The following is a 16,554-nucleotide window of genomic DNA, read 5'->3' as shown; positions in this document are numbered from 1 at the left end:
GGTCAGGGTAATGGAGTCGTCGGCGTTTCCCGGCGAATCCGGAGCGCGGACGCGAGCAGGGTGACCACGAGACCGGCGACGCCCCACACCATCAGCACGGTGATCGGGCCGCCGGTCGCGTTCCCGGCGAAGTAGACCTCGTCGCGGATCGCCTCGGTGCCTGCGCCGTTGGGCAGCCAGTCGCCGATCGCGCGCCAGAACGGCGGCAGCAGTTCGGTCTGGTAGGCGCCGCCCGCGCTCGGGTTGCCGAGCACCACGAAGATCAGCACGGTGATGCCGACGCCGATCACGCCGAACAGCACCTGGAAGGCCATGGTGACGGTCGCCGCCGCGAAGGTGATGGCCGCGCCGATCCACCACAGGGCCAGGAAGTGCCCGGTCAGCGCGCCGAGGACCTGGTCGACGACCAGCGCGCCGCCGAGTCCGGACACGATCGCGTAGGGCACCATCGCGGCGAGCCGGATCACCGTCCGGCGCAGTGTCGCGGGACGGGCGCCCTTCGCGATGCCGAGCGCCGCGGCGGCGAGGTAGCCGCCGACGAGCCATCCGACGACCGCGTAGAAGGCGGTCAGCCCGCGGGCGTCGCCGGCCTGCGGTGGGACGAGGTCCTGCACGACCGGGGCGCGGTTCTGGGCGGCGCCGACTTCGGTGAAGACCTGCTCGACGGCGGTGGCGAGGGCGGGGCCCGCGGCGGTCGCGACCAGGAGGGTGCCGCTGTCGGCGAGGTAGGCCGCCGCCACGTCGCGGTCGAGGACCCGCCGGCGCGCGTCGTCCGCGTCCGGGCTCGGTGACGCCTCGATGGGTGTGCCGTCGAGGGCGTTGATCCGGTCGACCGTCTGTTGTGGACCGACGATGGCGACGTCGACCCGGTGCGGCGACGGGCTGTGGAAGGCGCCGACGTAGGACAGGATGAAGCCGAGCTGCAGGAGCAGCACCCCGAGCACCAGGAGGACGGTCCGCGGGGCGATCGCGTCCCGCAGATCGTGCGCAAGGCTCCGCGGTTCTTCGCTGGTCATGGCCCGAACCTAGGCGCGGCAGGGGCCGGGCGCGCGGCGAGGATTCACTCGACCCCGCTGTCATCCGGGCCAGCGGCGGGATGGCGGCGGATCGCTCGGCCCAAGCCCGCGCGCTGGCCGCCGCTGCCGCCGAGCCAGGGCGAGCTGCCGGACAGCGCGCGTGGCGAAAGCCGCGGGCGGCACCGGACGGTGACACCTGGCGGCACTGCCACGGCACATCACTCGATCCGCCGCCCTCAGAGCAGCGCGGCCCGACGCGTGACGGCCTGACCGCGCCGCGCGGCGGAACCCTGCGGCCGCCACCGCCGCGACGAATCGCTCGATCCACTGTCCTGCGGACAGCGCGGCCCGCCGCGCGGCGAAAGCTGCGGGCGGCACCGCCACGGCAGGGCACTCGATCCCGCCGCCCTTCGAACAGCCGCCCGCCGCGCGACGACATGACCGCGCCCGCGGCGAAAGCTGCCGCCAGCGCCAACCGGCACCGCCGCGGTGAATCACTCGATTCCGCTGTCCTCGGGGCTCGAGCGGGCCAGCGCGGCCAGCGTGTCCAGCGCCCCGGCCAGTACGTCGATCCCCGGGGAGGCCAGTGCCAGCCGCACGGCGGTGGGGGCTCTGCCGGGGCTCACGGCGAACGCCGCGGCCGGGGTGACGGCTATCCCGCGCCGTGCGGCGGCCGCCACGAACGTCTCCGCCCGCCACGGCTCCGGCAGCTGCCACCAGCAGTGGTAGGCCCGCGGGTCCGACCGCACCTCGAAACCCGCCAGGCGCTCGGCAACCAGCTCCTGCCGCGCCACCGCGTCGGCGCGCTTGGCGGCCTCGATCTTCGCCAGCGTGCCGTCCGCCATCAGGCGCGTCGCGGCCGCCATCGGGAACCGCGCCGCCGCCCAGCCGCCCGAACGCACCGCGGCGGCCACCCGGTCGCGCAGGGCGGGCGGCACCACCACGAACCCCAGCGTCAGCCCGGGCGCGAGCCGCTTCGAGAGGCTGTCCAGCACGACCGTCCGCTCGGGCGCGATCTCCGCCAGCGGCGCCAGGTCCGGGCGCAGGAAACCGTTGATGCCGTCGTCGATCACCGGCAGGTCCCGCTCCCGCAACACCTCCGCCAGCTCCGCCCGCCGCGCCGCCGGCATGGCCAGCCCCAGCGGATTGTGCAGCGCCGGCTGCAGGTAGACCGCGCGCAACCGCGGCGGCAGGTCCGGCACCACACCGTGCTCGTCCAGCTCCAGCGGCACCAGCGTGACCCCGAGCCGCGTCGCGATGCCCTTCACCACCGGGTACGTCAGCGCCTCGACCCCCAGCCGCTCCCCGGCCGGGACCAGCGCGGCCACCGCGGCGGCGATCGCCTGGCGGCCGTTGCCGGTGAACAACACGTCCGGCGCGGACGGCGCCCACCCGCCCCGCGCCAGCACGCGCGCGGCCGCCGCCCTGGCTTCGGCCGTGCCCGCCACCACGGACGGCCCCAGCCCCTGCACCAGCAGGTCCGCCCGCAGCAACGGCCCGAGGCTCGCGGCGATCCACTCGGCTTGCTCCGGCAGCACTGGAAAGTTCAGCTCCAAGTCGACCGTCGCGGCCGCCGGTTCGGCCAGCGCGGACCCCGGCTCCGGCGCCGCCCGGATGAACGTGCCCCGCCCGGTCTCGCCCACCGCGATGCCACGCCGGACCAGCTCGCCGTACACCCTGGCCGCGGTGGAGACCGCGATGCCGCGCTGCCGCGCGAACCGGCGCTGCGGGGGCAACCGGTCGCCCGGCCGGAGCCGCCCGGCGGCGACATCTGCGGCGACGTCGTCCGCGATCGTCCGGTAGTCCACCCGCACCTCCACATTGCACCGAGAGCAATATTTGTATTGCACCGAGCATAGCAGCGGATCTACCGTCGAAACATGACGATCGAGATCGGCTACGACGACAAGGGCTCCGGCCCGGCCCTCGTCCTGGTCCACGGCCACCCGTTCGACCGCTCGATGTGGCGGCCCCAGCTGGACCACTTCAGCGCGCACGGCTGGCGAGTGATCGCACCCGACCTGCGCGGTTACGGCGAGACCACCGTGGTGCCCGGCAAGACGCCCCTGGCGACCTTCGCCCGCGACCTGGCCGGCCTGCTCGACCGTCTGGACGTCGGCGAATTCGTCCTGGGCGGGCTGTCCATGGGCGGGCAGATCGTGATGGAGTGCCACCGGCTCTTCCCGGAGCGGATCCGCGCGCTGGTCCTCGCCGACACCTCACCGCGCGCGGAGACCGCGGACGGCAAGCGGAATCGCACTGAGATGGCCGAACGATTGCTCCGAGAAGGGCTCCGGCCGTATGCCGACGAGGTGCTCACGAAGATGGTCGCGCCCGCCAACATCGCCGCGATGCCGGACGTCGCGGAACACGTGCACCGCATGATGCGCTCGACCGCGCCGGAGGGCGCCGCGGCGGCCTTGCGGGGCCGGGCCGAACGCCCGGACTACGTGCCGACGCTGGCCGGGGTCCGCGTGCCGGCTCTGGTGGTCGTCGGCGACCAGGACGAGTACACCCCGGTGGCCGAGGCGGAGTTCCTGCACTCCCTCATCCCCGGCGCGGCGCTGGCGGTCATCGAAGGCGCCGCGCACATGCCGAACCTGGAACGGCCCGCGGAGTTCAATTCCGCACTGACGAACTTCCTTGCGAAGGTTCCTCAAGCGTCGTAGGCGGCGCGCGCCTGCTCGATCTCCTCGATGTGGCTCTCCGCCCAGTCCTTGAGCTGCCGCACGACGGCGTGCAGGCTGTGGCCGAGTTCGGTGAGCTCGTAGTCGACGCGGACCGGTACCGCCGTCGTGACGGTCCGGGCGACGAGACCGTCACGCTCCAGCGAACGCAGCGTCTGGGTCAGCATCTTCTGACTCGCGCCGGCGATGATGCGGCTCAGGTCGCTGTAGCGCTTCGGCCCGTCGCCGAGCGCGGCCAGCACGAGCGTGACCCACTTGTCGCTGATCCGGTCGAGCACCTTGCGCGCGGGACAGGCCGCCAGGAACGCGTCGTAGGCCTGGCGGTCGCGCTGCCTGCGTTGCGCGGCGGTCAGGGTGGCCATCGCACCTCCGGGTGTCCTACGCACTTGAAAGTGCGTGCCTCGCTGCGGGATGGGCGTCGCGGCGCCTCCGGTTCTCAACGACTGCAGACGCCATCGATTCATTCCGGAGGAGACGAAGAATGCGTGCGGTAGTCGTGCAGGAGTTCGGCGGCCCCGAGGCCCTGGAGGTCGTGGACGTGCCGGTCCCGGTGCCCGGTCCGGGACAGGTGCGGATCCGGGTGTCGGCCGCCGCGGTCAACCCGGTGGACCTCGCCACGACGGCCGGGGCGTTCGCCGAGATGGGCGTGGTCGCCGGGACCGGCCCGACGGCGATCGGCTGGGACGTCGCCGGAGTCGTCGAAGAGGCCGGCGCCGGGGTGGCGTTCGCGCCCGGAGACGCGGTGATCGGGCTGCGGACCAGGCTGGCCGACCCGCTCGGCACGTGGGCGGAGCAGATCGTCCTCGACGCGGCGGCCGTCGCACCGGCTCCGGACGGAGTCGATCCGGTCGCGGCGTCGACCCTGCCGCTGAATTCGCTCACCGCGCTACAGGCCCTGGACGCCCTGGCGCTGAAGACCGGGCAGACGCTCCTGGTCACCGGTGCGGCCGGGGCGGTCGGCGGGTTCGCGGTCGAACTGGCCGCGCTGCGCGGGCTCCGGGTGGTGGCGGCGGCGGGCGCGAGCGACGAGGAGGTCGTGCGCGGGTTCGGGGCCGAGTTCTTCGTGCCGCGCACGGAGGACCTCGCCGAAGGAGTGCGCAAGCGGGTGCCGGGCGGGGTCGACGGCGCGATCGACGCGGCCGTGCTCGGATACCCGGCTCTGGACGCGGTCGCCGACGGTGGCGCGTTCGCGGCGGTGATCGGCAACGGTCCGGACAACTACCGGGGCGTCCGAATCCACGCGGTGCGCATCAAGGCCGACGGCGTGGCCCTGACCGGGCTGTCCCGGCTGGCCGCGTCCGGCCACCTCACGCTGCGCGTGGCAGGCACGCATCCCCTGGCCGAAGCGGCGAAAGCGGCGGCGCGGCTGCGCGACGGCGGACTGCGCGGCCGTCTGGTCCTGCTGCCCTAATCACCGCGACCGAGGTGGTGCTGGAACAGTTTCCGGCTGATCCGGCCCAGCTCGGCGAATTCCTCGTCGGTCAGCGGATCCACCACGCATTCGTGCACGGCCCTGCGGTATCCGGGCGCGACGCGGTGGAGGAATTCGGCGCCCTCCGCGGTCAGCACCGCGTACAGGCCGCGGCGGTCGGTCGGGTGTTGTTCGCGCCGGACCCAGCCGAGGCCGGCCAGCCGCGTGATCCGGTAGTTCAGCCTGCTGCCCGGCGAGAAGAGCACCGCGGCCAGCTCACCCATCCGCATCCGGCGGTCCGGCGCGGCGTCCAGCCTGGTGAGGATTTCGTATTCAGCATGGGAAATTCCCGCGTTTTCGTGCAGGTGGCGCTCGAGCGCGCGTTGCACGAGGGTCTGTGCGCCGAGGTAGTGCACCCAGGCCCGGAGCTGGTCATCGGACAGCCACCGGCTCTCCTGCATGGACCCTCCCAGTCGATCGGCAGGGCTGGAATATAGCCGATGCCGGGCCGGGAAACGGGTCAATTCAGGCAGCGCCGCACGTGACCCGGCACCAGAATCGCCTTGCGGCGGAGGATTTCGATGAACGCGGACACGACAGGATCGCCACCCGGGCGCGTGTAAGCCGCCAATCGGCGTCGCACCGGCGGGTCCGGCCGCAGCAGGTGCGCGGCGAACCGCGGCGGCAGGACGTTCGCAGGCACCAGCGCCGGGCCGAGACCGGCGGCGGCCAGCGACGGCGCGGCGGCCGTCTGCTCGGTCCGCACGGCGGCGCGGGGCTGGAACCCGGCCGCCCCGCACACCTGGTCCAGCAGGTCGGCGAGGCCGTTGCCGGGCGCGTAGTGGACCCACTCCCGCTCGGCGAGGTCGGCGAGCCGGACCGTGGTCGCCGTGGCCACCGGATCGTCCGGCGGCACCACCACGACGAACTCCTCCTCGCCGAGCGGGTGCACCGGACCGTCCCAATCGGACGGTGCCGGTCCGACGGCGAGATCGGCCTGCCCCTGGGCCATCGCGGCGGCCAGCTCGTCGGCGTGCCGGTGCTCGAACAGCCGCACGTGCACGTCCGGATGGGCGCGCCGCCACGCCTTGAGCACCGGCGGCAGCACACCGAGGCTCACCGAGTACAGGGTCGCCACCATGATCTCGCCGCACTGCAGCCCGGCCGCCTGCCGCGCGGCGGACACCGCCTTCTGCGCGGCCGCCAGCGTCGCCCGCGCGTGCGGCAGCATGGCCCGGCCCATCGGCGTCAGCCGCACCGACCGCGGCAGCCGCTCCAGCAGCGGCCCGCCGGTCGTCCGCTCCAGCGCCCGCACCTGGTGCGACAGCGCGGGTTGCGTCACGTGCAGCAGCTCGGCCGCGCGCGTGAACGAGCCCGCGTCGACGATCGTCACCAGGTACTCCAGCTGCCGCAGGGTCATGAGCACAGCTTATGCCGGAACCGGAACCGCTCGGGTCCGCTCATGCCGCTGCACCAGCCACAGCCACCAGGCGGCGGCCACCGCGATCGCCGAAGCGCCGGTCAGCCACCAGAACGCGACCTGGAAGGCGTGCTCGGCGCCGGTGGGCAGCAGCCGGGACAACACGATCGCGCACATCGCGCCGCCGACCGCGCCGCCCACCCGCATCAGGATGTTCAGCACCGTGGTCGCGTCCGGCAGCTGTTCACGCCGCACCGACGCGAACGCCGCCGTCCCGGCCGGGGACGCCGACAACGCCAGCGCCATCCCGCGCAGGAACAGCAGCGCCTGCAGCAGCACCGGGTCCGCGTCCGCGCCGAGGAACGCGAACGGCGCGGTGGTGAGCACAGTGCACACGCTGCCGACGAGCGAGACGATCCCGCCGCCGTGCCGGTCGGTCAGCCACCCGGCCAGCGGCAGCACCACCATCGTGCCGAGGCCGAGCGAGAGCAGGGACAGCCCGGTGGTCACCACGTCCGCGCCCCGCAGGATCTGGAAGTACAGCGGGAACAACAGCATCGCGCCGAACATCGCGGCGCCGATGAACAGGCTCGACACCGTGCCCGCCGCGAACACCCGGTTGCCGAACAGCCGCAGGTCCAGCAGCGGCCGCTCCCGCCGCCACGACCGCAGCGCGAACACCACCAGCCCGGCCGCGCCGAGCGCCAGCGACACCAGCACCGACGGGCCGATCCCGCCGCCGCCCTCGCCGACCGAGGTGAGCGCGTACACGAACAGCGGCAACCCGAGCCCCACCAGCGCGAACCCGGTCCAGTCCAGCCGCCCGGCGCCACCGGGCTCGCCGCGCGGCACGTACTTCCACCCGAGCGCGATCCCGATCACCCCGATCGGCAGGTTGATCAGGAACAGCCACTCCCAGGACAGCGAGTCGAGCAGCACTCCGCCCACGGTCGGGCCGATCGCCGGCGCGCTGCTCACCGCGATGCCGAGGATGCTCATCACCCGCCCCAGCCGCTCCGGGCCGACCGCCTGGCCGAGGATCGTCTGCCCGGCCGGGGTCAGCAGCCCGGCGGCCAGACCCTGCACGACGCGCAGCACGACCAGCCACCCGATGTCGCCGGCCAGCGCGCACAACCCGGACGCGACGGTGAACGCGGCGAAGGCGCCCAGCCACAGCCGCCCGACGCCGATCCGGCGGCCGAGCCACCCGCACAGCGGCAGCGACACCGCGAGGGCGATGAGGTAGGCGGTCGACACCCACTGCACCTCGTCGAGCGAGGCGCCCAGGTCCGTGCCGATCCGGTCGAGTCCGACGTTGACCAGTGACGAGTCCAGCATGCCGACGAAGGCGCCGAACACGATCACCAGCGAGACCCGCCACACGGGCCAGGGAATCCGTTGCATGATCCCGAAGCTAGAACCTCAAGTAATGTCGAGGTCAATGCCCGCTGAGCAGCACCGTAGGATGGGCGCGGCGAAATCCGGCGACACGGGACGGGACGATGAAGCACATCTATGCGGGCAAGGTCCGGGAGCTCTACTCCGATGGCGACGAAATTCTGCTCGTCGCCTCCGACCGGATCTCGCTCTACGACGTGGTGATGCCCACCCCGATCCCGGACAAGGGCAAGCTGCTCACCCAGCTGTCGCTGTGGTGGTTCGAGCACCTGGCGGAGATCGTGCCGAACCACGTCGTGTCCACCGACGTGCCCGAGGAGTTCGCCGGCCGCGCGATCCGCGTCAAGCCGCTGAAGATGGTGCAGGTCGAGTGCATCGCCCGCGGCTACCTCACCGGGCTGGGCCTGAAGGAGTACCAGAAGCAGGGCACGGTCTCCGGCGTCGCGCTGCCGCCGGGCCTGGTCGAGGGCAGCAAGCTGCCGGAGCCGATCTTCACGCCGACCACCAAGGCCACCGAGGGCCACGACGAGTTCATCACGTTCGACGACGTGGTCGCCCAGGAAGGCCGCGAGACCGCGGAGCGCCTGCGTGAGCTGACGCTGGCGATCTACCGCGCGGGCGCCGAGCGGGCCGCGGAGAACGGGATCATCGTCGCGGACACCAAGGTCGAGTTCGGCTGGGACGCCGACGGCGTGCTGACCCTCGGCGACGAGGTCCTGACCTCCGACTCGTCGCGGTTCTGGCCCGCCGACCGCTGGCAGCCGGGCCGCCCGCAGTTCTCGTTCGACAAGCAGTACGTGCGTGACTGGGTCAGCGGCACCGGCTGGGACAAGACCCCGCCCGCGCCGGAGATCCCGGCCGACGTGGTGGCCACCACCCGCGCCCGCTACATCGAGGTCTACGAGCGGATCACCGGGAACACCTGGGCATAAACAACACTCATGGGTCCCGGTACCAACGGGACTTGGACTTATCGCTCCCGGCGGCCGAATCTGGGTGCATGAGCACGGAACGCAAAGTCGCCCTGGTCGCCGGGGCGAATGGGGTCATCGGCCGCAACCTTGTCGACCACCTGGTCTCGCTCGGGGACTGGGACGTGATCGGGCTGTCCCGGAGCGGCGGGCCGTCGAGCGGACCCGTCCGCCACATCGCCGTCGACCTGCTGGACCCCGCCGACGCGCGGGACAAGCTGGGCGGGCTGACCGACGTCACACACGTCTTCTACGCCGCCTACCAGGACAAGCCGACGTGGGCCGAACTGGTCGCGCCGAACGTCGGGATGCTGGTCAACCTCGTCGACGCGGTGGAGCCTGCCGCACGCGGTCTGCGTCACATCAGCCTGATGCAGGGCTACAAGGTCTACGGCGCGCACCTGGGCCCGTTCAAGACGCCGGCCCGCGAGGACGACCCGGCGCACCTGCCGCCCGAGTTCAACGTGGACCAGCAGAACTTCCTGGAGCAGCGACAACTCGGCAAGGCGTGGACGTGGTCGGCGCTGCGGCCGTCGGTGGTGTGCGGGTTCGCGCTGGGCAACCCGATGAACCTGGCCACCGTGATCGCGGTCTACGCGTCGATCTCGAAGGAACTCGGGGTGCCGCTGCGCTTCCCCGGCAAGCCGGGCGCGTACACGTCGCTGCTGGAGATGACCGACGCCGGGCTGCTGGCGAAGGCGACGGTGTGGGCGGCGACGGACGAGCGCTGCGGCAACCAGGCGTTCAACATCAACAACGGCGACCTGTTCCGGTGGAGCGACCTGTGGCCGGAGCTGGCGCGCTGGTTCGACATGGAGGTCGCGCCGCCGTTGCCGATGTCGCTGGAGACCGCGATGGCGGACAAGGAGCCGCTGTGGGAGTCGATGCGCGAGCGGTACGGGCTGGAGCCGTCGTTCGCCGAGGTGTCGTCGTGGCGCTTCGGCGACTTCGTCTTCGGCTGGGACTACGACGTGATCGCGGACGGCTCGAAGGCACGCCGGTTCGGTTTCCACGAGTTCGTGGACACCAGGGAGATGTTCCGGTCGATCTTCGACGAGTTGCGCAAGCGTAAAGTGATCCCTTGATGGTTAACCTGAAAGCATGAGCACTCCCGTCGAGTTCTACTGGCGCCCCGGCTGCGGCTTCTGCATGGCGCTGCGGGCCGGCCTGGAACGGGCCGGCCTGCCGTTCACCGAGGTGAACATCTGGGAGGAGCCGGGCGCGGCGGAACGGGTGCGGGAGGTCGCGAACGGCAACGAGACGGTGCCGACGGTCTTCGTCGGCCCGGCGGCCATGGTCAACCCGAGCGTGGACGAGGTGCTGACCGCCGTGCGCGAGCACGCTCCCGAGCTGCTCTGACGTACCTACCGATAGGTACAGTGGCGGGGTGGACACCTCGGAGCGGCTGATCCGCAGCACGCAGGAACTGCTGCGGGACCGCGGTTACGTCGGCACCAGCCCGAAGGCCATCCAGCAGCACGCGCAGGCCGGCCAGGGCAGCATGTACCACCACTTCAGCGGGAAGCCGGACCTCGCGCTGGCCGCGATCCGCCGCAGCGCGGAGGAGATGCGCGCCGAGGCCGAGGCCGCGCTCGCCCACGGCGGCACCGCGCTCGAGCGCATCGACGCGTACCTCCTGCGCGAACGGGAGGTCCTGCGCGGCTGTCCCATCGGGCGGCTCGCGCAGGACCCGGACGTCGTGGCCAGCGAGGACCTCCGGCAGCCGGTGCAGGAGACCCTCGGCTGGCTGCAGGAACGGCTCGCCGGGGTCCTCGCCGACGGTGTGGCGCGCGGTGAACTGCCCGCGGACCTGGACACCGGCGCCACCGCGGCGACCGTCGCCGCGGTGGTGCAGGGCGGGTACGTGCTCGCCCGCGCGGCGGACTCCGTGGATCACTTCGATCGTGCAATTCAGGGCGTGCGCAAGTTGCTTGGAGCGATTTCCCAACACCGTCAGTGATTTGGACGTTGTTTCACAGCCCCGGCTGAGTCACCTTCACCCGGTTGCGGTACAAATGCGCGCAACTGTCGGTATGCCTTCGCGTCCGAAAGGTGGGTCCGGTGAACGACGAAGTGTCGGTGGCCGAACTGCTTGAGCGCGAGGGCTGGACGGAACAGCCCCGCACCCCGAGATCCCGGTTCCAGGTGATGGCGGTCATGCTCGCCGTCGTGCTGGGCTGCGGGCTCGCCGCGATCCTGGTCAAGGTCGGCGCGGACACCTCGCCCAACGACGACGCCGCGTTGTTCAGCCTCCCGGCCGGGCCGACCGGCGGCCTCGCCGGCGGCGGCGTCCCCGGGAACCAGAACACCACCGAGCGCACCAACAGCTCGTCCCGCATCGTGGTCACCAATGCCTCCCCCGGGGCCGGGAACGGCAGCGACATCGTCCCGTGGGCCACGAAGTCGCGCACCAGCACACCCACCGAGACGGTCACCGTCACCGACTCCAACCTGCCGCCGACGTCGAGCACCGACCCCGGCGCCCCGGCCGATCCGACCGGCCCCGGCCAGACGAGCACCCCGACCAGCGGCACCAGCACCGGCGCGACCACGACCACCCGGACGGGACCGAGCTGCGTCCTGCTCATCTTCTGCCGCCCGTAAGCTCGGCCGGGTGGAGATCTTTCACCTGCGCTACTTCGTCGTGGTGGCCGAGGAGCTGAACTTCTCCCAGGCCGCGCGCAAACTCCACATGGCCGCGTCCCCGCTGAGCCAGCGCATCAAGGACCTCGAACACGAGCTGGGGCACCGGTTGTTCCGGCGCAGCACGCACAGCGTCGAGCTGACCGACGCCGGCGCCGCGCTCCTCCCCCTGGCCCGGGAGGCCCTCGAACACTTCAACGCGATCCCCTGGCGGCTGCGTGAGGCTCTCGGCCCACGGCACCGGATGGCGCTCATCGGGGTGCCGGCCGGGCTGCACCCGGACCTGCGGGCCCGCGTGCAGGAACTGGAGGAACGCTGCCGCGACCGGTTCGACCTCAAGCGCTGGCCGGGCCGCACCAGCGACCTGGTCGAGGCGGTGCACGACGGGCGGCTGAGCCTCGCGCTGGTCCGGCTGCCGGTGAGCGACCCCGCGCTGGAGGTCGTGCGGGTGCTGTCCGAACCGCTGGGCGCGGTCGTGCCCGCGGACCGGTTCGACGGCCGCGAAGCGCTGAGCCTCACCGACCTCGTGGACCTGCCGTACGTCCCGGTGCCGCCGGAAGCGCAGCCGGTGTATTTCGAACAACTGGACCAGGAACTGCGCGCGGCAGGTGTCAAGAAACGTCTCAAGCCGCCGCATACGGACTATTCCGGGGTCGCCGAAATCGTCGCGAGCGGCCTCGGGTTCACCGTCTCGATGCTGGACCCGCGCAGTCCCATGCGCAACTACAGCGTCGAGAACGTGGCCGTGCTCCCGATCACCGACTTCCACCCCGAGCTGCAGACCGGTCTCATCTGGCGACGCGACCGGGCCTGTCCGGGGGCGGAGTTGGCCGGGCTCGTCGCGGACGCCAGAGAAGTTTTCCGGCAAATGGTATGACCGCTGCGGTCATACCATTGTTCGCCCATTGATCATTCCCTGTCCCCGTTTTCGGACCTACCGTCGAATTGTCAGGTGAGGACGAGAACGAGGAGCAGTGATGAGTGGTCCACTCGACGGGATCCGGGTCATCGACCTCTCCACGGTGGTGATGGGCCCGTACGCCGCGCAGATCCTGGGCGACCTGGGCGCGGACGTGATCCGGATCGAGGCGCCGGGCGACTCGGCCCGCAACGGGCACTACCGCAACACGCCGGGCATGACCGCGCTGGCGATGGCGGTGAACCGGAACAAGCGCAGCGTGGCCCTGAACCTCAAGGACGACGAGCAGCGCGCGCGGGCGCTCGAACTGATCGACACCGCCGACGCGCTGATCACCAACATGCGCCCGGGCGCGCTCGGCAGGCTCGGCCTGACCTACGACGAGCTGTCCCGGCGCAACCCGAAGCTGGTCTACGCGCACGCGCAGGGTTTCCGCGGCGACTCCGACCGCGCGGGCCACGCCGCCTACGACGAGACCGTGCAGGCCGCGTCCGGGCTCGTCGACATCGCGAACCGCGCGCTGGGCAAGCCGGTGTACCTGCCGACGATCCTCGGCGACAAGGTCTCCGCGCTGACCATCGCCTACTCGGTGCTCGCCGCGCTGCTGCACCAGCGGAAAACCGGGCGGGGCCAGCACGTCGAGATCCCGATGACGGACACGCTGATCGCGTTCAACCTGGTCGAGCACCTCGCCGGGCACACCTTCGAGCCGCCGTCGGCGCCCACCGGGTTCCCGCTGTCCATGGGGCAGGGCCACCGCGCGGTGCGCACGAAGGACGGACTGGCGTGCGTGATCCCGTACAACCCGCAGAACTTCCGGGACTTCTTCGCCGCGGCGGGTCGGCCCGAGCTGGCCGAGGACCCGCGCGTGAACGGCGACTACGTGGACTCGGCGGACAAGGACGCGCTGGCCGACCTGATCGAGGAGTGCGCCCCGGCGCTGACGACCGCGGAGTGGGCGGAAGTCTGTGCCAAGCACAGCATTCCGATGGCGCCGGTGCTGGAACTCGACCGCGCCGACGAGGACCCCTACGTCCGCGACGGCGGTCTGATCCGGCTGGTCGAGCACCCGACCGAAGGCCCGGTCCGCACGGCGGGCATCCCGGTCCGGTTCTCGGCGACCCCGGCCGAAATCCGCCGTCTGCCCTCGGTGCCCGGCGCCGACACCGAAGAGGTGCTGCGTGAGGTGAGCGGACGATGAAGGCCACCGACGTCGCGCGGCGCCACACGACCCCGCTGACCAACCCGGCCTACGCGCCGGTCGTGCCACGGTTCACCGACCGCGAGTACCTCAACATCGTCTACCGCACCGACTTCGACGCGCTGCGGGCCGTCGTCCCGGAGCCGCTGGAGATCGACGAGCCGCTGGTGCGCTTCGAGGTCATGCGCATGGGCGACGTGAGCGGCTACGGCCCCTACACCGAGGCCGGGCAGGCGATCCCGGTGCGGCTCGGCGACGAGCGCGGCGAGTACCTGCACGCGATGCACCTGGACAACTTCCCGGCCACCGCGTCCGGCCGCGAAGTCAGCGCCTACCCGAAAACCGTTGGCGCGCCGCGGTTGTACGTCGACCACGGCGCCCTCCTCGGGACGCTCGACTACGGCACGCTCCGGGTCGCGACGGCGACCATGGGCTACAAGCACCACCCGCTCGACCGCGCCGAGGCACGCGAGCAGATCGCCGTCCCGACGTTCATGCTCAAGATCGTCCCCGGTTACGACGGCCGTCCACGCGTCGCGGAACTCGTCCGCACCCGAATCACCGACGTGACGGTCAAGGAGGCGTGGACCGGCCCCGCGCGGCTGCAGCTGTTCGAGCACGTCCTCGCCCCGCTGGCCGATCTGCCCGTGCGGGAGGTCGTTTCGGCGAGCCACGTGCTCACCGATCTCACCCTGGCGCCGGTCATCCCGGTGCACGACTACCTGGAGGCGTCATGAAGATCGCGGTGATCGGCGCAGGCACGATCGGGCTGTCCTGGGCCGCCCTGTTCGCCGCGCACGGCCACGAGGTCCGGGTCAGCGATCCGCGGCCGGACCTCGCGGAAGCGTTGGGCGGGCTCGACGTCCAGATCGCGGGCTCGGTCGGCGAGGCCGTGCGCGACGTGGACGTGGTGCAGGAGAACGGACCCGAGCGGCTGGACTTCAAACGCGAGCTGTTCGCCCGGCTGGTCGCCGAGGCGCCCGCACACGCGCTGCTGCTCAGCTCGTCCTCGGCGATCCCGTCCAGCGAGTTCACCGCGGACATCGACGGCTCGCGTGTCCTCATCGGACACCCGTTCAACCCGCCGCACATCATGCCGCTGGTCGAGGTCGTCCCCAACCCGCGCACCAACGAAGAAGCCGTGCGAGAAGCCGTGGAGTTCTACCGCTCGCTCGGCCGCGTGCCGGTCGTGGAACGCAAGGAGGTGCCCGGCTTCGTCGGCAACCGGCTGCAGAACGCCCTGCAGCGCGAGGCGATCCACCTGGTGCAGGAGGGCGTCGTCGATCCGGCCGGGCTGGACGAGGTCGTGGTCAACTCGCTCGGCCTGCGCTGGGCGGCCGTCGGGCCGTTCCTCGGCGCACACCTCGGCGGCGGTCCCGGCGGGTACCGGCACCTCGCGACGCACATCGGCGCGTCGATGCAGCGGATCACGCCCGGGCAGCCGGACCCGGCAGCCACCGAGCGCGTCATCGCAGCCGTGGAGAAGGCCTACGGCGACAAGGCATACACCGAACTCGCGGCGGAGCGCGACCGCAAGCAGCTCGCGATCCTCGCCGCCCGAGGGCAAGGAGACACCGAATGAGCGCCGACTTCTACGGCTACGAGGACCTGCTGTCCGAAGAGGAGCGCAAGACGCTGCTCAGGGCCCGCGACTTCATGCGGACCGAGGTCAAGCCGCTGGTCAACGAGTACTGGGCGTGCGGCCAGTTCCCGCGCGAGCTGATCGGCAAGTTCCGCGAACTGGGCCTGGCCGGCGTGGCCTACGAGGGCTACGGCGACCCGCTCCCCCGCGGCAGCCACCTGCTGACCGGGATGCTCGCCGCGGAGTACTCGCGCGTCGACCCGTCCGTGGCGACCTTCTTCGGTGTCCACAACGGACTGGCGATGTACAGCGTGTACGCGGGCGGGGACCAGGAGCAGCGCGACCGCTGGCTGCCCGCCATGGCCGCCATGGACAAGATCGGCGCGTTCGCGATGACCGAGCCGCTCGGCGGGTCTGACGTGGCGGGCGGCATGCGCACCACCGCGAAGCGCGAGGGCAATACCTGGGTGCTCAACGGCGCCAAGCGGTGGATCGGCAACGCCACCTTCGCCGACCTGGTCGTCGTGTGGGCGCGGGACGTCGACGACAACCGCGTCAAGGGGTTCGTCGTGGAGACCCCGGCCGAGGGCTTCGTCCCGGTCAAGATCGAGAACAAGGTGGCGTTCCGGATCGTCGAGAACGCCGAGATCACGCTGAGCGACGTGCGGGTGCCGGAGGCGAACCGGCTGCGGAACATCCGCTCGTTCCGGGACGTCGCCGAGATCCTGCGCGCCACCCGTGGCGGCGTCGCCTGGCAGGCGCTGGGCGTCATGATCGGCGCGTACGAGGCGGCGCTCGCCTACGCCAAGGAGCGCAAGCAGTTCGGCAAGCCGATCGCCGGCTTCCAGCTCGTCCAGGACCTGCTGGTCAAAAGCCTCGGCAACATCACCGCGTCGTGGGGCATGCTGGTCCAGCTGGCCCGCCTGCAGGACGCCGGGATCTTCCGCGACGAGCAGTCGTCGCTGGCGAAGGCGTTCGTCACCGCGCGCATGCGCGAGGTGGTGGCCTGGTGCCGTGAACTGCTCGGCGGCAACGGGATCGTCCTGGACTACGACGTGGCCCGGTTCTTCGCGGACGCGGAGGCCATCTACTCCTTCGAGGGCACCCGCGAGATGAACACCCTGATCGTCGGCAAGGCCGTGACCGGCGAGAGCGCGTTCGTGTAACCGATCTTGCATCACAGATCAATAACTCTCAGCAACGAAATCCCCCTTTCAGGCGAAGAGAAGTCGTACGCCTGGAAGGGGGATACATGCACTCTCGGTGGTTAGCCAAACGCTTACTCGCGTTCATCGGGACGGGGCTG

At 71.5% G+C, this 16,554-nt stretch carries 18 protein-coding genes; 12 read left to right on the top strand and 6 right to left on the bottom strand.

Features of this window, described 5'->3' with window-relative positions:
* Positions 1-2 precede the first annotated feature (2 nt).
* Both AMYTH_RS0133690 and AMYTH_RS0133685 read right to left on the bottom strand, forming a co-directional pair.
* Positions 3-1,016, bottom strand: a complete 1,014-nt coding sequence (locus AMYTH_RS0133690; RefSeq protein WP_027933926.1) for an ABC-2 transporter permease — start codon at positions 1,014-1,016, stop codon at positions 3-5.
* A gap of 494 nt (positions 1,017-1,510) precedes the next feature.
* Positions 1,511-2,824, bottom strand: a complete 1,314-nt coding sequence (locus AMYTH_RS0133685; protein ID WP_027933925.1) for an aminotransferase-like domain-containing protein — start codon at positions 2,822-2,824, stop codon at positions 1,511-1,513.
* Between the two features lie 72 nt (positions 2,825-2,896).
* Here AMYTH_RS0133685 and AMYTH_RS0133680 point away from each other — a divergent pair, with 72 nt between their 5' ends.
* The gene (locus AMYTH_RS0133680; RefSeq protein WP_027933924.1) at positions 2,897-3,685 is read left to right on the top strand and encodes an alpha/beta fold hydrolase; all 789 of its coding nucleotides are present in this window, start codon (positions 2,897-2,899) and stop codon (positions 3,683-3,685) included.
* On the opposite strand, the gene AMYTH_RS0133675 is transcribed toward AMYTH_RS0133680, so the two are convergent.
* Complete coding sequence (locus tag AMYTH_RS0133675; protein WP_027933923.1) at positions 3,673-4,065, bottom strand: winged helix-turn-helix transcriptional regulator; 393 nt, start codon at positions 4,063-4,065, stop codon at positions 3,673-3,675. The two genes, AMYTH_RS0133680 and AMYTH_RS0133675, sit on opposite strands and share 13 nt — an antisense overlap.
* A 119-nt stretch (positions 4,066-4,184) precedes the next feature.
* Between AMYTH_RS0133675 and AMYTH_RS0133670 the strand changes: the two genes are divergently transcribed.
* Complete coding sequence (locus tag AMYTH_RS0133670) at positions 4,185-5,114, top strand: alcohol dehydrogenase catalytic domain-containing protein (protein WP_027933922.1); 930 nt, start codon at positions 4,185-4,187, stop codon at positions 5,112-5,114.
* On the opposite strand, the gene AMYTH_RS0133665 is transcribed toward AMYTH_RS0133670, so the two are convergent.
* The 3 genes from AMYTH_RS0133665 to AMYTH_RS0133655 are packed head-to-tail and all read right to left on the bottom strand — an operon-like array spanning position 5,111 to position 7,938.
* Positions 5,111-5,575 carry a MarR family winged helix-turn-helix transcriptional regulator gene (locus AMYTH_RS0133665; RefSeq protein ID WP_027933921.1) on the bottom strand — a complete coding sequence of 155 codons (465 nt, stop codon included), beginning with the start codon at positions 5,573-5,575 and terminating at the stop codon, positions 5,111-5,113. The two genes, AMYTH_RS0133670 and AMYTH_RS0133665, sit on opposite strands and share 4 nt — an antisense overlap.
* Positions 5,576-5,634: 59 nt before the next feature.
* Entirely contained in the window at positions 5,635-6,534 is a 900-nt protein-coding gene (locus tag AMYTH_RS0133660; protein WP_037324212.1) for a LysR family transcriptional regulator, read from the bottom strand.
* A gap of 9 nt (positions 6,535-6,543) precedes the next feature.
* Complete coding sequence (locus tag AMYTH_RS0133655) at positions 6,544-7,938, bottom strand: MDR family MFS transporter (protein WP_228685058.1); 1,395 nt, start codon at positions 7,936-7,938, stop codon at positions 6,544-6,546.
* Between the two features lie 98 nt (positions 7,939-8,036).
* Here AMYTH_RS0133655 and AMYTH_RS0133650 point away from each other — a divergent pair, with 98 nt between their 5' ends.
* From AMYTH_RS0133650 to AMYTH_RS0133605, 10 genes are all read left to right on the top strand, one after another.
* A complete protein-coding gene (locus tag AMYTH_RS0133650; protein WP_027933918.1) occupies positions 8,037-8,864 on the top strand; it encodes a phosphoribosylaminoimidazolesuccinocarboxamide synthase in 828 nt (275 codons plus the stop codon).
* Between the two features lie 68 nt (positions 8,865-8,932).
* Positions 8,933-9,988, top strand: coding sequence for an SDR family oxidoreductase (locus AMYTH_RS0133645; protein WP_027933917.1), 1,056 nt, complete (start codon positions 8,933-8,935; stop codon positions 9,986-9,988).
* Positions 9,989-10,004: 16 nt separating this feature from the next.
* Complete coding sequence (locus AMYTH_RS0133640) at positions 10,005-10,262, top strand: glutaredoxin domain-containing protein (protein ID WP_017985097.1); 258 nt, start codon at positions 10,005-10,007, stop codon at positions 10,260-10,262.
* Between the two features lie 28 nt (positions 10,263-10,290).
* Positions 10,291-10,863 carry a TetR/AcrR family transcriptional regulator gene (locus AMYTH_RS0133635; protein ID WP_027933916.1) on the top strand — a complete coding sequence of 191 codons (573 nt, stop codon included), beginning with the start codon at positions 10,291-10,293 and terminating at the stop codon, positions 10,861-10,863.
* A 101-nt stretch (positions 10,864-10,964) separates the two neighbouring features.
* Complete coding sequence (locus tag AMYTH_RS0133630) at positions 10,965-11,507, top strand: hypothetical protein (protein WP_027933915.1); 543 nt, start codon at positions 10,965-10,967, stop codon at positions 11,505-11,507.
* A gap of 10 nt (positions 11,508-11,517) precedes the next feature.
* Complete coding sequence (locus AMYTH_RS0133625; RefSeq protein WP_027933914.1) at positions 11,518-12,423, top strand: LysR family transcriptional regulator; 906 nt, start codon at positions 11,518-11,520, stop codon at positions 12,421-12,423.
* 100 nt (positions 12,424-12,523) lie between these two features.
* Positions 12,524-13,666, top strand: coding sequence for a CaiB/BaiF CoA transferase family protein (locus tag AMYTH_RS0133620; RefSeq protein ID WP_027933913.1), 1,143 nt, complete (start codon positions 12,524-12,526; stop codon positions 13,664-13,666).
* On the top strand, positions 13,663-14,403 hold the full coding sequence (locus tag AMYTH_RS0133615) for an acetoacetate decarboxylase (RefSeq protein WP_027933912.1): 741 nt from the start codon (positions 13,663-13,665) through the stop codon (positions 14,401-14,403). The genes AMYTH_RS0133620 and AMYTH_RS0133615 overlap by 4 nt, the downstream gene beginning before the upstream one ends.
* A complete protein-coding gene (locus AMYTH_RS0133610; RefSeq protein WP_027933911.1) occupies positions 14,400-15,248 on the top strand; it encodes a 3-hydroxyacyl-CoA dehydrogenase NAD-binding domain-containing protein in 849 nt (282 codons plus the stop codon). Before AMYTH_RS0133615 ends, AMYTH_RS0133610 begins: the two co-directional genes overlap by 4 nt.
* Positions 15,245-16,414, top strand: a complete 1,170-nt coding sequence (locus AMYTH_RS0133605) for an acyl-CoA dehydrogenase family protein (RefSeq protein ID WP_027933910.1) — start codon at positions 15,245-15,247, stop codon at positions 16,412-16,414. The genes AMYTH_RS0133610 and AMYTH_RS0133605 overlap by 4 nt, the downstream gene beginning before the upstream one ends.
* The last annotated feature ends 140 nt before the right edge of the window (positions 16,415-16,554 follow it).

Source organism: Amycolatopsis thermoflava N1165 (genome assembly GCF_000473265.1).
In the GTDB taxonomy this organism is placed as follows: domain Bacteria; phylum Actinomycetota; class Actinomycetes; order Mycobacteriales; family Pseudonocardiaceae; genus Amycolatopsis_E; species Amycolatopsis_E thermoflava.
The sequence above is the reverse complement of the archived record's forward strand: the minus strand, read 5'-3'. Positions and strand labels throughout refer to the sequence as shown.